Source organism: Pseudomonas sp. DC1.2 (assembly GCF_034351645.1).
Classification (GTDB): Bacteria; Pseudomonadota; Gammaproteobacteria; order Pseudomonadales; family Pseudomonadaceae; genus Aquipseudomonas.
On record NZ_CP133782.1, the window covers coordinates 46,781 to 61,554 of the forward strand.

At 60.0% G+C, this 14,774-nt stretch carries 12 protein-coding genes; all 12 read left to right on the top strand.

The genetic code is table 11. The annotated features are described in order from the left end of the window. The first annotated feature begins 13 nt into the window (after nucleotides 1-13). The 12 genes from RHM68_RS00155 to pgaD all read left to right on the top strand — a co-directional run bounded on the left by RHM68_RS00155 (nucleotide 14) and on the right by pgaD (nucleotide 14,694). Nucleotides 14-259: a DUF2789 domain-containing protein gene (locus RHM68_RS00155; RefSeq protein WP_322219950.1), complete on the top strand. Its 246-nt coding sequence runs from the start codon at nucleotides 14-16 to the stop codon at nucleotides 257-259. 260 nt (nucleotides 260-519) lie between these two features. Continuing rightward, nucleotides 520-948 (top strand): MarR family winged helix-turn-helix transcriptional regulator, encoded by a 429-nt coding sequence (locus RHM68_RS00160; RefSeq protein ID WP_322223630.1) that lies wholly within the window; start codon nucleotides 520-522, stop codon nucleotides 946-948. Next, complete coding sequence (locus RHM68_RS00165) at nucleotides 945-3,017, top strand: FUSC family protein (RefSeq protein ID WP_322219951.1); 2,073 nt, start codon at nucleotides 945-947, stop codon at nucleotides 3,015-3,017. Before RHM68_RS00160 ends, RHM68_RS00165 begins: the two co-directional genes overlap by 4 nt. Next, nucleotides 3,014-3,223, top strand: a complete 210-nt coding sequence (locus RHM68_RS00170) for a DUF1656 domain-containing protein (RefSeq protein WP_007987399.1) — start codon at nucleotides 3,014-3,016, stop codon at nucleotides 3,221-3,223. The genes RHM68_RS00165 and RHM68_RS00170 overlap by 4 nt, the downstream gene beginning before the upstream one ends. Continuing rightward, nucleotides 3,220-4,107: an HlyD family secretion protein gene (locus RHM68_RS00175; RefSeq protein ID WP_322219952.1), complete on the top strand. Its 888-nt coding sequence runs from the start codon at nucleotides 3,220-3,222 to the stop codon at nucleotides 4,105-4,107. The genes RHM68_RS00170 and RHM68_RS00175 overlap by 4 nt, the downstream gene beginning before the upstream one ends. Then, on the top strand, nucleotides 4,104-5,552 hold the full coding sequence (locus RHM68_RS00180; protein WP_322219953.1) for an efflux transporter outer membrane subunit: 1,449 nt from the start codon (nucleotides 4,104-4,106) through the stop codon (nucleotides 5,550-5,552). Before RHM68_RS00175 ends, RHM68_RS00180 begins: the two co-directional genes overlap by 4 nt. 93 nt (nucleotides 5,553-5,645) lie before the next feature. Continuing rightward, nucleotides 5,646-6,284, top strand: a complete 639-nt coding sequence (locus RHM68_RS00185) for an NADH:ubiquinone oxidoreductase subunit N (RefSeq protein WP_322219954.1) — start codon at nucleotides 5,646-5,648, stop codon at nucleotides 6,282-6,284. Nucleotides 6,285-6,563: 279 nt separating this feature from the next. Next, nucleotides 6,564-8,081: a YdgA family protein gene (locus tag RHM68_RS00190; RefSeq protein ID WP_322219955.1), complete on the top strand. Its 1,518-nt coding sequence runs from the start codon at nucleotides 6,564-6,566 to the stop codon at nucleotides 8,079-8,081. A gap of 271 nt (nucleotides 8,082-8,352) precedes the next feature. Next, the gene (pgaA, locus tag RHM68_RS00195) at nucleotides 8,353-10,833 is read left to right on the top strand and encodes a poly-beta-1,6 N-acetyl-D-glucosamine export porin PgaA (RefSeq protein ID WP_322219956.1); all 2,481 of its coding nucleotides are present in this window, start codon (nucleotides 8,353-8,355) and stop codon (nucleotides 10,831-10,833) included. A 12-nt stretch (nucleotides 10,834-10,845) separates the two neighbouring features. After that, on the top strand, nucleotides 10,846-12,843 hold the full coding sequence (gene pgaB, locus RHM68_RS00200) for a poly-beta-1,6-N-acetyl-D-glucosamine N-deacetylase PgaB (protein WP_322219957.1): 1,998 nt from the start codon (nucleotides 10,846-10,848) through the stop codon (nucleotides 12,841-12,843). A gap of 1 nt (nucleotide 12,844) precedes the next feature. Continuing rightward, entirely contained in the window at nucleotides 12,845-14,200 is a 1,356-nt protein-coding gene (gene pgaC, locus RHM68_RS00205) for a poly-beta-1,6-N-acetyl-D-glucosamine synthase (protein ID WP_322219958.1), read from the top strand. Continuing rightward, complete coding sequence (gene pgaD / locus RHM68_RS00210; protein ID WP_322219959.1) at nucleotides 14,197-14,694, top strand: poly-beta-1,6-N-acetyl-D-glucosamine biosynthesis protein PgaD; 498 nt, start codon at nucleotides 14,197-14,199, stop codon at nucleotides 14,692-14,694. The genes pgaC and pgaD overlap by 4 nt, the downstream gene beginning before the upstream one ends. Nucleotides 14,695-14,774: the final 80 nt, after the last annotated feature.

Here is a 14,774-nt window from a genome sequence, read left to right on the forward strand (position 1 = left end):
CACGGAGCCCGATATGCAATCGCCGACTCACAGCCTGCCCTCGCTCTTCAAACAACTCGGCCTGGACAACGACCCGGCCAGCATTGAGCAGTTCGTTGCCACTCATTCACCGCTCAAACCTCAGCTGCACCTGGCTGACGCATTTTTCTGGAGCAAGGGCCAGGCTGAGTTTCTGCGCGAGGAAATTCTGGGCGATGCGGATTGGGCTGAGGTGGTGGATCAGCTGGATGTGCTGCTGAGGACGGGGCGAGCGGTGTAAAAAATTTTCAGGAATCGGCTGAAACTGCTCGCCCATCGCACGCAGGGAGTGCGACAGACATGGACCATGCGGCCCGTTATTTATTCTGCCGCCCGTCCTGTTCAGTTTCCAATACTGTGCCGATTCTTGAAGAGGTCGGCAGCGGCTTGCTCATCAATTTGTTTCAAAACTTGACCCGCTTTCCTTTCCAGTGCCATATTGATAGTTAGCAAACTAACAGTGTGTCTATTCCCGTGCCCAAATCCCTCGACGCCCTCCAGATGAACATCAGCAGCGCCATGGTGGTGTCCGCCCGGCATTGGCGGAAAATCTGCCAGACCACGCTGGCCAACTACGGCATCTCCGAAGCGTGCGCCGTTCCGTTGTTGATGATCGGGCGTCTGGGCGAGGGCGTGCGGCAGGTGACAGTGGCGCACGCGGCAGGGATGGAGAGCCCGTCGCTGGTGCGTTTGCTCGATCAGTTGTGCAATTCCGGTTATGTCTGCCGCACCGAAGATCCTCACGACCGGCGCGCCAAATGCCTGAGCCTGACCGAAACCGGGCGCGAGTTGGTGCAAGCGGTTGAAATCGAACTGGTGCGTTTACGCCATGAGGTGCTGGAAGGCATCGCGGTGAGCGATCTGGAGGCTGCCCTGCGTGTATTGAGAGCCTTTGAAGCAGCCCATCATTTGCCGGTGGCCGCCCCTTGAACGGATTTTTTACCGGCATGCCCCCCGCGCGCGACTGGTTTTATGGGGTGCGCACCTTCGCCGCGTCGATGATCGCGCTGTACATCGCCATGCTGATGCAGATGCCGCGTCCGTATTGGGCCATGGCGACGGTGTATATCGTTTCCAGCCCGTTCGTCGGCCCCACCAGTTCCAAGGCCCTGTACCGTGCAGTCGGCACCCTTCTTGGCGCCGCCGCCGCGGTTTTTTTCGTGCCGATGTTTGTCCAGACGCCCTATGTGCTGGTGGTGGTCATCGCCCTGTGGACCGGCACTCTGCTGTTTCTGTCCCTGCACCTGCGCACAGCGAACAGTTACGCCTTGATGCTCGCCGGGTACACCTTGCCTCTGATCGCGCTGCCGGTGGTGGATAACCCGCTGGCGGTGTGGGACGTGGCCGAGGCGCGCACTGAAGAAATTTTCCTTGGTATCGCTGTCGCCGCGGTGGTGGGCAGCATGTTTTGGCCACGGCGTCTGGCGCCGGTATTCAGCGATTCGGTGAACAAATGGTTTGCCGATGCCTCGACCTACAGCCTGCGCTTCCTCAGTCGTGACGTGCAGCCGGACGAAGTCAGCGCCCTGCGTTCGGCCATGGTCGCGACCTTTAACAGCCTGGAGCTGATGATCGGTCAGTTGCCGCACGAAGGTGCGCGGCCGCAAACCGTGCGCAATACCAAGGAGTTGCGCGGGCGAATGATTCACCTGTTGCCGGTGATCGATGCCCTCGACGACGCGCTCTACGCCCTTGAACGGCGAACGCCCGAGCTGGTGGATAAATTTGCGCCTTTGCTGACGGCAACCACCGAGTGGCTCGCTCACAAAGAGGCTGACCTGGGCCGCTGGCAAGCGCTCAAAGAGCAACTAGAGTCGCGGCAACCTAGTGCCGAGGCGCTGGATGATCGCAAGCAACTGCTGTTTTCCAACGCGTTGTATCGCCTCGGCGAATGGATCGACCTGTGGCAAGACTGTCGCAGCCTGCAATACGCCATCCAGTGCGAAAGCCAGGACAGCTGGCGCGCGGTTTACCGGCATTGGCGCCTGGGTCGTCTGACACCGTTTCTCGACCGTGGGTTGATGCTCTATTCGGCGGCGTCCACGGTGACCGCGATCATTGTGGCGTCGGTGCTGTGGATCTTGCTGGGCTGGAACGACGGCGGCAGCGCCGTGATTCTGGCAGCGGTGGCCTGTAGTTTTTTTGCGTCGATGGACGACCCGGCGCCGCAGATTTACCGGTTTTTTTTCTGGACCGCGATGTCGGCACTGTTTGCCAGTCTTTATCTGTTTCTGATCCTGCCCAACCTGCATGATTTCCCGATGCTGGTGCTGGCGTTCGCCGTGCCGTTCATTTGCGTCGGTACGCTCACGCTGCAACCGCGATTCTATTTGGGCATGCTGTTGACCATCGTAAACACCTCATCCTTTATCAGTATCCAGGGTGCCTACGACGCGGACTTCTTCAGCTTCGTCAACTCCAACCTGGCCGGCCCCATCGGGCTGTTGTTCGCCTTTATCTGGACATTGGTTGCGCGCCCGTTCGGCGCGGAACTGGCGGCCAAACGGCTGACTCGTTTCAGTTGGCGCGACATCGTCAGCCTCACCGAACCCGCTACGCTGTCGGAGCATCGTTACCTGGGCGTACAGATGCTCGACCGCCTGATGCAGCATTTGCCCCGGCTTGGGTTAACGGGCCAAGACACCGGCGTTGCGCTGCGCGAAGTGCGGGTTGCGCTCAATTTGCTGGATCTACTCGCCTATTCGCCTCGGGTTCTGGGCTTGCCGAAGGTGTTGTTAGGTCAAGTGGTCGTCGAGGTTGGCGGCTACTTCAAGGCGTGCCTGAAGGCGGGCGAGCGCTTGCCGGCGCCGAGTCCATTGTTGATGACCCTCGACCGCACGCGCCGAGCCCTCAGCGGTGCGGGCGATGATGAAACCCGCCGGCACTTGCTGCATGCCCTGAGTGGCTTACGTCTGGCGCTACTGCCAGGGGTGGAATTCGTTGGCGGCGGCGAGCCTGAAGAACAGCTTCCCCATGGCATCGATGGAGCGCCCTTATGATCGGTGATCTGGATCTCAGCGGGGTTTTCCTCCCGACCCTGCTGGTGTTGATGGGCATTACGTATGTGTTGTACCTGTTGGTGCATGGGGTGCTAACGCGCCTGCACTTTTACCGTCTGGTCTGGCACCGGGCATTGTTCAACGTGGCTCTCTACGCTTTGCTGCTCGGCGCCGTGGACTCACTCAGTCGATACCTGATGACATGAAAAAACCTTTTTTGACCATTGGTCGCGTCGTGCTGACCTTACTTATCGTGACCTTCGCCGTTGTCGTGGTCTGGCGCATGGTGATGTATTACATGTTTGCGCCCTGGACCCGGGACGGGCATATCCGGGCCGACATCGTGCAAATCGCCCCGGACGTGTCCGGGCTGATCCAGCGCGTTGAGGTGCGTGATAACCAGTTGGTGACGCGTGGGCAAGTGCTGTTCAGCATCGACCAGGACCGCTTCAAATTGGCGCTGCGCCAAGCGAAAGCCGCCGTGGCCGACCGTGAAGAAACCCTGGCGCAGGCTCAGCGCGAGGCCAAGCGTAACCGTGGCCTGGGCAATCTGGTGCCGGCCGAGCAACTGGAAGAAAGCCAGTCGAAGGTCGCCCGTGCGCAGTCGGCGTTGTCTGAAGCCCTGGTGACGGTCGACAGCGCTCAGCTCAACCTGGACCGCTCGGTGATCCGCAGCCCGGTGGACGGTTATGTCAACGACCGTGCCCCGCGGGCTCAGGAGTTTGTAACCGCCGGGCGCCCGGTGTTGTCGGTGGTGGACAGTCATTCATTCCACATCGACGGCTATTTTGAAGAAACCAAACTGGACGGGATTCATGTCGGCCAGAGCGTTGATATCCGAGTGATTGGCGACCGTGCCCGCTTGCGCGGGCATGTGGAAAGTATCGTCGCTGGCATCGAAGACCGCGACCGCAGCAGTGGCAGTAACCTACTGCCCAACGTCAACCCGGCGTTCAGTTGGGTGCGGCTGGCCCAGCGAATTCCGGTGCGGATTGCCTTCGACGATGTGCCCGCGGATTTCCGCATGATCGCCGGGCGCACCGCCACGGTCTCGATCATGGACGACAGCACCCGGGAGCCGGTGAAATGAACAAGGCCTCGGGTTTAGCGGCCGCCGGGTTGGGCCTGTTGTTGTCGGCCTGTCAGGTCGTTGGGCCGGATTATCACCTGCCCAAAGAGGCTGCCGTACAGCGTGAAGATTTGCAGGGCAACCTGGCGATGAACGGCAAAAATGTCGTCTCGGCACCGGTGCCCGGCGATTGGTGGCGCTTGTATCAAGACCCGCGCCTCGACCAGTTGGTGCAACAGGCCATGGCGTCCAACACCGACCTACGGGTGGCCGCGGCGAACCTGTCGCGCGCTCGCACTCAGGTTGAAGAGGCGCAGTCGGCGGGTGGTTGGAGCGGTGGCGTGAAGGCGGGCGCCCAACGTGTGCAGGAGTCCGGCGAGGCGTATTTATTGACGGAAAAGGTGCCGGTGTCCAACGTTGGCGACCTTGGCATCACCACGTCCTATCAGTTCGACCTGTTCGGCACCCTGCAACGCGGCATCGAAGCGGCCAAGGCGAACGCCGACGCTACTCAGGCGGCGGCTGATACGGCCCGCATCACCTTAGTGGCGGATGTGGTTCGCGCTTACACCCAGGTGTGTGCGGCCAACGAAGAACGGGCAATCGCTCAACATTCCCTGGACTTGCAGTCCCAGAGCACCACCTTGACCCAGCGCCTGCGTGATGCCGGGCGCGGCGACGAGACTCAGGTCACCCGCTCGCAAACCCAATTCAAATCTTTGCGCGCCGACATGCCACGCTACGAGGCGGCGCGCCAGACGGGGTTGTTCCGGTTGTCGATGCTGCTGGCCAAACCTGTCGACCAACTGCCCGTCGGCACGGCTGACTGCGCCGAACTGCCGACGATTACGCAATTGCTGCCGGTCGGTGACGGCGCGGCGCTGCTAAAACGTCGGCCCGACGTGCGTCAGGCGGAGCGTCGTCTGGCTGCCGCCACTGCCGACATCGGCGTTGCCACTGGCGCGTTATACCCGGACATCAGCATCGGTGCGACCCTCGGTACTGTCGGCATTCTGGGTGATCTCGGCAAACCGGCGACCAATCGCTGGGGCTTCGGTCCGTTGCTGAGCTGGACCGTACCGTCCAACGGCTCTCGGGCGCGGATCCGTGAGGCGGAGGCTGCGACCCAAGGCGCCTTGGCGCATTTTGACGGGGTGGTGCTCAACGCCATTCGCGAGGCTCAGACGGGTCTGGCCCAGTACGCCGCGCTGCTGCAACGTCGCGATGCTTTGGCGGACGCCGGGCAATCGGCACAACTGGCTGCCGAGCAAACTCATCGCTTCTACCAGGCCGGTCGCGCGTCGTTCCTGGCGGACCTGCAAGCCACTCGAACGTACACGGATGTACAGGCCCAACTGGCGGCGGCCAACACTCAGGTCGCCATGAGTCAGATCGACTTGTTCCTGGCCTTGGGCGGCGGCTGGGAAAGCGGACGAACGCAAGCCATGAACCCCGGCAAACCCTGAGCCCGTTGCTATGCTTTGATCTGTTGGGCTGACGCGCCACGAGCCACGTCAGTTCGCGGATCAAGGCTCGCGTTGGTCATGGGGATTCCAATAATGAAAAACCCTTATGCTCCCGGCTTCTGGTGCGCCGTTGCGGCGCTGGTGCTGCTGTCAGCCACTTACTTCTACGGCATCATGCTGGCCCACCAGATCGACAAGGCGCTGGTGTTTCTCGACAGTGCGTCGGCGCTGATTGCGGTGCTGTCCATCGTGGTCGTGGCCTGGGCTTCATTCCAGGGTCAGCGGATTAAAAAAAGACACCTCGAACAAGGCAAAACCCTGGTGCTGATTTGGGACGCCAAGGTCGCGCTACGACGAGTCGAAACCGTGTTCGATCGCTATTTCTGGGGCAGTTATTGGCAGCCGGGGCGCACGTTCCAGGAGGTCATGGGCGAACTCACCGGCACTCCCCTGGAAAAAAGCCTCGAAGCCTTGAAAACGCAGTGCCTGGCCCTCGACAAGCAAGTCACCGAGGAAGGCTGGCATTGGCTCAATAACGCTCGCGAGTTGTCCGATGTCGCCAATGCCATGGCCCGCGAGCGCTATCAACTGGACTTCTGCGACCCACGCTCTGAGTCCCCCAGCGGTACGGCGGTGATCAACCGTGATTTTGAAGTGCTGGTGTATACGTGGACGGCACGCCTGAAAAGCTTTGACCATCAGTTGGACGAGATTGAAGTGCAGTACTCCTGATTTTTTAGCCACACTCACGCCTTCGCGACCACACTCGCTCCCGCAGAGGGTCACACGCCTCCTGTGGGCGTGAGCCTGCTCGCGGAGGCGATTGCCCCAGCGCCGAAACGCTGGCCCTGCGCGATGTGTCCCTGGAGACTCTTTCACCTTTAATCATTGAGCCGTATCGCTCGGCAAATGCTAATCTCTTGCGCACTTTTAGCGGAGTCGAGCCACAACCCGTCATGGGTGCAGGGAAGACGACCTCATTTTCAACAACGGACATTGATCGGGTAATTCATGAATAAATCAGCAGGCGTGCTTCTTGGGATTGTTGTCGCCATCGGTGCGATCAGCGCCGGCGGGGCCTGGTACACCGGCACCCAACTTGAAGGCGTACTCAATGCCTCCGTTGCCGACACCAACAAAGAGTTGGAGTCGGCGCTGGTCGGTTCCAACGGCAAAGCCTCCCTGGAACTGGTCTCGCTGGAGCGTCATGTGTTCAGCAGCACCGCGCATTTTCGCCTGAAGGGTGAAGGCCAGTTGTTTGGGGATGCCCCGATCGAATTGTTGTTCGTTGATCACATCGAACACGGCCCGTTGCCGGCCTCGCGCCTGTTTTCGTTGAAATGGCTGCCAGTCATGGCCACCCTTCACTACGAGCTGGAAAAAACCCCGCTCACCGAAAAGTGGTTTGCCGCGGCCAAGGATGTTTCCCCGCTCAAGGGCTTGGTCAATATCGGCTATGACAAGGCCACCAACGGCAACGTTGAACTGGTGCCTTTGGAACTCGCCCTGAATGACAAGGTGAGCCTGAAGTTTTCTGGCCTTAACCTTGAAGTTTCCGCTACCGCGCAGGCTCAGAAGCTCAAGGCCAGCGGCTACATGAACAGTCTGAAATTGACCGCCGTGTCTGAAAACCAGGCGCCCATACAGATAGAGCTGAACGGCTTGACCCTGGCCAGCAACTTGAGCAAAAGCCCCTACGGTTATTACACCGGCGAAAATACCGTAGAACTGACCGACAGCAAGACCACCTTTGGTGCCAAGCAGTCGGTTGTGGGGATCAAGAATTTCGAGATGAAAAGCCAGACTGAAGAGTCGGGCACCAACGCTTCCGGGCGTGCCGACTACAAAATGGGTGAAATGTCGCTCAACGGCAAAGCCGTGGGTTCTGCCCAATTGGCCATGAGCGCGAAAAACCTCGATATTCCGTCGAGCATGTCGTTGATGCAGATCTATCAGACCAAGCTGCAACCTTACGAGAAGGCTGTCACTAAAGCGGCTGCCGCTCACCTGCCAGCACCAGAACTGAACCTCACCCCGGCTGAACAAGCCCAGATCAAGGCTGGCCTGGAGAAACTACTGGCCGCGGGTCCTCAGTTGGCATTGGAAAACCTGTCGTTCACCACCCCTAACGGTGAAAGCCGCGCCAACCTGGTGCTGGATCTGACCAAACCGACGTCGATGGACCTGTCGCCGGACCAACTGGTAAGACAGGTGATCGCTCTGCTGGACATCAACCTGCAAGTGTCCAAGCCGATGCTCGTTGACGTGCTTAGTGCGCAAGCGCAAGCGCAAGCGCAAGCGGGCGGCCAGACCGACGCCAAGGCCATCGCCGACCAGGCAAAGGCGACCAGCGACATGTTCAGCGCTATGGCCGTGGGCACGCAACTGGCCAAACTGGACGGCAATAACGTCGTCAGCAAGCTGCACTACGCCAACAATCAGGTAGAGTTCAATGGCCAGAAAATGACCGTCGAACAATTTGTCGGCTTCGTGATGGGCAAACTGGGTGGCGCTGGCGCGATCCAGTAATACGCTCCAGTCACACCCAAGGCAGCACCTCAATGCCCGGCCTCTGCGCAACGCAGACGCCGGGCGTTTTGCTGCCTGGCGTCTGGTTTCTGACGTCAGAGGTAAACGCCGGAATGTCACGATTCTGAATAAATATTGTGTGCTGAATATTGGTCTACGCTTGCATGCAAGAATGCCCAGATATAAAGCACGTCGGGTCCCCTGATCCGACTCTCCGTTACGAATGGGCAAGGGCATTGTGACCCGGCTGGCCATGGAAGGATGCTGACGAATGCCGCGTTTTACTCGTCTCGAAATTCAATGGCGTTTACGCCCCTTGTTTCGTTTTGCACTGTGTAGCCAGTTGCTGTGGTCCGGTCTGGTTTTCGCTGATACCCCTTACGATCAAATGGTCCGTGATGCCCGGGCCGGCAACTATGCGCCCGCGCTGAACGTGCTGCGTCAGGTGCCTGTGAACCAGGCCACCACCAGCCAGGTCAGCGATCACCTGCAGATAGCCGGTTGGGCGGGTCTGGACGCCGAAGTTGTGCAGGTCTATGAAGCCCAAGGACGTAACCGGGTACTGCCGGTGCAGGCGTTAGTCGCGACGGCACGCGCCTATCGCAACCTTAAGCGCTGGGACTCGGCAACCGAGCTGTACACCAAGGCCCTGGCCCTCGAACCGCAGAACCCTGATCTGCAGCTGGGTCTGGCGATGACCCAGGCCGATGCCGGTAAACCCGCCGAAGCGGTGATTCGCACCCGGGCGCTGGTGGCAGCCAAGCCTGATGATCCTTCCCGTCACCTGGCCCTGGCCTACGCCTTGACCCGCGCCGGCGCGACCTACGATGCGTTGTTCGAGTACGACCAGGCCTTCATTCGCGCGGGCAGCAAGCCGCAAGTCGCTCGCGAATATGTCTATGCCCTGCAACGGGCGCGCTTGCCGGAGCCGGCCTTGCGTCTGGCCCGTCAACGACCGGGGTTGATCGACCCGGTGCAGCAGCGGCGTCTTGAGGGTGATGTGGCTGCCCAGCAGGTGCGCATGGCCGAGTTTGCAACGCGCAGCGAAAGTGAACGCTACGTCATCGCCGACCGTGCCCTCAGTGGCTATGATCAGTTGTTGAGCACCTGGAATGCAGACCCGCAGGCCCATGACGACGTGAACCGCTGGCGCATTGATCGCCTGGGCGCGTTGAAGGCTCGCGCACGCACCGCCGATGTCATCAGCGAGTATCAAAAACTGTTGGCCGAGGGCGTGAAAATCCCCACCTATGCCATGCGCTGGGTCGCGGCGGCCTATCTGGATCAACGTCAGCCCGAGGTTGCCACGGACCTGTATCGTCAGGTCCTGGCGGCCCCTGATGCTGACCCCACCGATCATGTTGAAGACACCACGGCGCTGTATTACGCATTGAATGAAAGCGACCACGCTGACGAAGCGCGGGCCGTGGCAGAAACTCTGGCCGCGAGTCAGAAGCCGAGAGTGGAACTCAAAGGATTGCCGTTCGGTAATCCCAATGACTCATGGATGGATGCCCAACAACTCGATGCCCAGGCCGAGACCTCGGGTTCCGATCTGCCTACGGGTGAACAGCGTTTGCAGACACTGGTCGATCAGGCACCGGGCAACATCGGCTTGCGCCTGGCCCAGGCCGATCTGTACCTGGCCCGTGATTGGCCGCGCCGCGCCGAGAATCAGCTCAAGGAAGTCGAGGCCATGGCGCCGCGCGACGCCCGGCTTGAAGTTGCGCAAGGTCAAACCGCCATGGCCTTGCAGGAATGGCGGCAGATGGACGCGCTGACCGATGACGTGGTCGCGCGTTACCCCGACAGCCGTCAGGTACAGCGCCTGGACCGTCAGCGCGACGTACATGACATGACCGAGCTGCGGGTGCAGACCTACGGCGGCAAGAGTAATGGTGGTGGCAGCAGCGGCGCCGGCGCGGTGGCTGGCAGCAAGGATTTTGGCATTGAAACCTTGCTGTACAGTCCGCCCATCGACGAAGACTGGCGCGTTTTCAGCGGTATCGGTTATGCCTCCGGCGACTTCCAGGAGGGCACCGGGCGCGACCGTTGGCAACGGCTCGGCGTCGAGCGCCGAACCCGTGACATGACCCTGGAAGCGGAGGTTTCCAATCATGACTTCGGTTACGGCGCCAAACAGGGCGCGCGAGTGGCTATCGCCCGCGACATCAACGATCAATGGCAGTACGGCGGCAGCTTCGCCTACTTGTCTGCCGATACGCCGCTGCGCGCGCTCAACAGCGACATCACCTCCAACGGCGGCAGTGGTTTCATCCGCTGGCGCGCCAATGAAAGCCGAGAATGGAAACTGGCCGTCAGCCCGTCCCATTTCAGCGACGGTAACAACCGCGTCGAAGCGTTGCTCACCGGCCGTCAGGGTGTTTACACCGCGCCGAAGGTGCAGGTCGATTTGGGTCTGGAGGTTAGCGCCAGCCATAACTCCTTGTCTGAAGACGTACCCTACTTCAACCCAAAATCCGACTTCAGCGTCCTGCCCACGGTGAGCGCGAGCCATGTGCTGTACCACCGCTACGAAACCACCTGGAGCCAGCAGTTTCAGGCAGGTGCGGGCACCTACAGCCAGCGTGATTACTCCACTGGGGGCGTTGGCCTGTTGGGTTATGGCCAGCGCTACAGCTGGAACGACGTGTTCGAGGTGGGCGGTCTATTGACGGTGATCAACCGGCCCTATGACGGACAACGCGAAACCGATCTGCGCCTGCTCGTCGACCTCACTTACCGCTTCTAGAAGAGTTTGAAAATGCCTTTGATTTCGCGTTTCATCCTTCTGCTGGGAGTGCTGCTGATCAGCGCTTGTGCCCAGCAGGCCCCTGCCTTTGCGCCGCCGTCCGAGCGTCCACTGTCGGCCAATGAAAAGCCGTGGCCGAAAAACCACGTGCTGGGCATTGCTTACCATGACATTGAGGACCGCGACCCCGATCAAGCGGTCGTGGCTGTGCGCACCGAGCGCATGCTTGATCAAATGGCCTGGCTGCGGGAGAACAACTACATACCGGTCACCATCGACCAGATCCTGGCCGCTCGCAAGGGGGGGCCAGAGTTACCGCCCAAAGCGATTCTGCTGACTTTCGACGATGGCTATGCGAGCTTCTACAGCCGTGTCCTGCCGGTGCTGCGCGCATATAACTGGCATGCATTGCTGGCTCCGGTTGGCGTGTGGATCGATACTCCGGCGAACCAGCGAGTGGATTTTGCCGGCGAACTGCGTCCGCGTTCGGATTTTCTGAACTGGGATCAGATCCGGGAAATATCCCGGTCAGGTCTGGTGGAAATCGCCGCCCACACCGACGCCAGCCACAAAGGCATCCTGGCTAACCCTCAGGGCAATCTGCAACCCGCGGCGGCAACCCGCCTGTATAACGCGACCACCGGACACTACGAAACCGAAGACGAATTTCAGGCTCGCATGCGCATCGATGTGGTGACGATTTCGGAGAAAATCCGCAAAGTCACCGGTTACAAACCTCGGGTCTGGGTCTGGCCTTACGGCACGGCGGACGGCAGTACGCTGGAAGTGATTAACGAACAGGGCTACCAAATGGCCCTGACGCTGGACGACGGCCTCGATGCCCTCGACAACCTGATGAGCAGCCCACGTTTTCTGGTGGCGTCTGACCCTGACGGCCAACACTTCGCCAACAGCGTCGTCGCGGTCCAGGGCGACGCGCCGATGCGCGTGGTGCATATCGACCTCGACAACGTCTACGACCCTGACCCGGCCCAGCAGGACATCAACCTCGGCAAGTTGATCCAGCGTATGGCTGACATGGGCGCCAACACCGTGTTCCTGCAAGCTTTCGCCGACCCCAAAGGCGATGGTCTGGTGCATTCGTTGTACTTCCCCAACCGGCACCTGCCGGTGCGCGCCGACATTTTCGACCGCGTAGCGTGGCAGTTGCGTACCCGGGCTCGTGTCAAAGTCTATGCCTGGATGCCGGTGCTCAGCTTTGCGCTGGATTCGAAGTTGCCCCGGGTTACCCGCTGGGACCCGAAAACCGGCACCACCTCGGTCGACCCGAATCAATACCAACGGTTGTCACCGTTCGACCCGAACGTGCGTCGTATGATCGGTGAAATCTATCAAGACCTGGCGCGCCTGACATCGGTCGACGGCATCCTCTACCACGATGATGCGGTGCTGTCGGACTTCGAAGATGCCAGCCCCGAGGCCTTGAAGGCGTATGCCGCCAACGGTCTGCCAGGCTCGATTGCCGCCCTGCGCGACGATCCGGCGGCGATGCAGCGCTGGACGCGTTTCAAAAGTCGTTACCTGATCGACTTCACCCAGGAGTTGACGGCCAAGGTCCGCGCCATTCGCGGTCCGCAGGTGCTGACGGCGCGTAATATCTTTGCCGAGCCGATGCTCAACCCGCAGAGCGAAGCCTGGTTCGCCCAGAACCTCGATGACTTCCTCCAGACCTACGACTGGACGGCGCCAATGGCCATGCCGCTCATGGAAAAACAGAGCCAGCAGCAATCCGGGCCTTGGCTTGAATCGTTGGTTGCCACAGTCAAGTCTCGCCCCGATGCACTCAAGCGCACGGTGTTCGAATTACAGGCCAAGGATTGGACGAAACAAACCAATTCAAACATCGATGGCGCGCAGTTGAGCGACTGGATGGGCCGCCTCAAGCGTCAGGGCGCTACCAGTTTTGGCTACTACCCGGACAACTTCCTCGAGAACGAGCCGGACTTGAAAACCGTGCGGCGTGAACTCTCCAACAAATGGAATCCCTAACATGCTGGATAGACTTCTGGCTCTGCTGGTCCTGGCGATTGTCCTCGGGATTCCTCTCGGGCTGATCTTTCTGGTCACCGGGCAATTCCTGATGGACTTCGTGTTCTTTTACCCACTGTTCATGTCGGGGCTATGGATCGCCGGCGGCCTGTATTTCTGGATGCACTGGGAGCGCCACTGGCCGTGGAAGGACGACACGCTGCCGCCGCCGCTGGCCGGCGAACCGATGATTTCTATCCTGATCCCTTGCTACAACGAAGGCGATAACGCCGCCGACACCATTCACGCGGCGCTGGCCCAGCATTATCCGAACATTGAAGTCATCGCGATCAACGACGGCTCCAAGGACAACACGGCCGCAGTGCTGGATGCCTTAGCGGCGAAAGACTCGCGTCTGCGGGTTCTACACCTCGCGGAAAACCAGGGTAAAGCGGTGGCGTTGCGCATGGGCGCCATAGCGGCGCGCAGTGAATACCTGGTGTGCATCGACGGCGATGCGCTGCTGGCGCCGAACACCGCAGCCTATCTCGTGGCGCCGATGCTCGACAATGCGCGTTTGGGCGCCGTAACCGGCAACCCGCGCATCCGCACCCGTTCGACGCTGGTCGGCCGGGTTCAGGTCGGTGAATTCTCCTCGATCATTGGCTTGATCAAGCGCACGCAGCGGGTGTTCGGGCGGATATTTACTGTCTCCGGGGTCATTGTCGCCTTCCGGCGCACGGCCCTGAACCGGGTTGGCTACTGGAGCCCGGACATGATTACCGAAGACATCGACATCAGCTGGAAGCTGCAACTGGACCATTGGACGATCTTCTACGAACCTCGTGCGTTGTGCTGGATCCTGATGCCGGAAACCCTCAGTGGCCTGTGGAATCAGCGTTTGCGCTGGGCGCAGGGCGGTGCCGAGGTGCTGTTCAAAAATATTCGCGGCATCTGGCAGTATCGCCATCGTTACCTCTGGCCGTTGCTGTTCGAATACTGCCTGTCCACGGGGTGGGCCTTCACTTTCCTGTTGTCGGTGATCTTCTGGGCGGTGGGCAAGTTTATCGAAATGCCTGACGCTATTGCAGTGCATCACTTGTTGCCACCGGCCTTTACCGGGTTGCTGTTGGCGATGGTTTGTCTGGTGCAGTTCGCCGTCAGCATTTTGATCGACCGCCGCTATGAGCAAGGGTTGTGGAAAACCATGTTCTGGGTGGTCTGGTATCCATTGGTGTTCTGGTTCATCAGTCTGCTCACGACGCTGGTCAGCTTTCCCAAGGTGCTGTTCGGTCGCCACCAGAAGCGTGCGCGCTGGGTCAGTCCGGATCGTGGCATCAAACCGTTGGACGATGAGGAAGAAGAGGTCGTCAAATGAAAATCATCAGAACCCGGCAACGGCCTTTTCTGGTCGTGCTCGATGTTTTTTTCACGGTGCTGGCCTGGATTGGTCTGCTCTATCTGCTGGTGCGAGGTTTGTTGCCACTGTTCGATACCCACGGCGGTCAGCGTATCGACACGTCGTTCTTCGAGGCCCTTGGCACGTTGCAGATTTATATGTGGGTGGCCGTGGTCAACGCGGTGATCCTGATTTCCTGGGCGCGTTATCAACAGCGCAAAAGCAACAGCTTCGCTCAGCGTCGATTGCCAGCCCCGGTGGTGGACGACGAGGGGCTGAGCAAAAGTTTCAAACTGAGCGGCGACCGCCTGCAGAAACTGCGTGCCCCCGGCTCGATGACTATTCACAACAATCAGGAAGGTGATGTCAGTAACGTCATCACCCATTTTTTCCCGATTAATCCGCTCCTTCAGCCGCCACCCCTGGCACCGTTGGATCATCCTCGGGTGATCCGCCTACCTGCGGAGGAATGAGGCGTCCCTCGCCACATACGGACACCGCAAGGTGTTCGACTGCTGAGTTTGGCCCTTATCCTCAGGTTCAGCCCAATTGC

Coding starts and splice junctions, on each gene's coding strand:
- RHM68_RS00190 (WP_322219955.1), top strand. CDS start 6,564: ATGAATAAATCAGCAGGCGTGCTTCTTGGGATTGTTGTCGCCATCGGT.
- RHM68_RS00175 (WP_322219952.1), top strand. CDS start 3,220: ATGAAAAAACCTTTTTTGACCATTGGTCGCGTCGTGCTGACCTTACTT.
- RHM68_RS00170 (WP_007987399.1), top strand. CDS start 3,014: ATGATCGGTGATCTGGATCTCAGCGGGGTTTTCCTCCCGACCCTGCTG.
- RHM68_RS00160 (WP_322223630.1), top strand. CDS start 520: ATGAACATCAGCAGCGCCATGGTGGTGTCCGCCCGGCATTGGCGGAAA.
- pgaA (WP_322219956.1), top strand. CDS start 8,353: ATGCCGCGTTTTACTCGTCTCGAAATTCAATGGCGTTTACGCCCCTTG.
- pgaC (WP_322219958.1), top strand. CDS start 12,845: ATGCTGGATAGACTTCTGGCTCTGCTGGTCCTGGCGATTGTCCTCGGG.
- pgaD (WP_322219959.1), top strand. CDS start 14,197: ATGAAAATCATCAGAACCCGGCAACGGCCTTTTCTGGTCGTGCTCGAT.
- RHM68_RS00155 (WP_322219950.1), top strand. CDS start 14: ATGCAATCGCCGACTCACAGCCTGCCCTCGCTCTTCAAACAACTCGGC.
- RHM68_RS00185 (WP_322219954.1), top strand. CDS start 5,646: ATGAAAAACCCTTATGCTCCCGGCTTCTGGTGCGCCGTTGCGGCGCTG.
- RHM68_RS00180 (WP_322219953.1), top strand. CDS start 4,104: ATGAACAAGGCCTCGGGTTTAGCGGCCGCCGGGTTGGGCCTGTTGTTG.
- pgaB (WP_322219957.1), top strand. CDS start 10,846: ATGCCTTTGATTTCGCGTTTCATCCTTCTGCTGGGAGTGCTGCTGATC.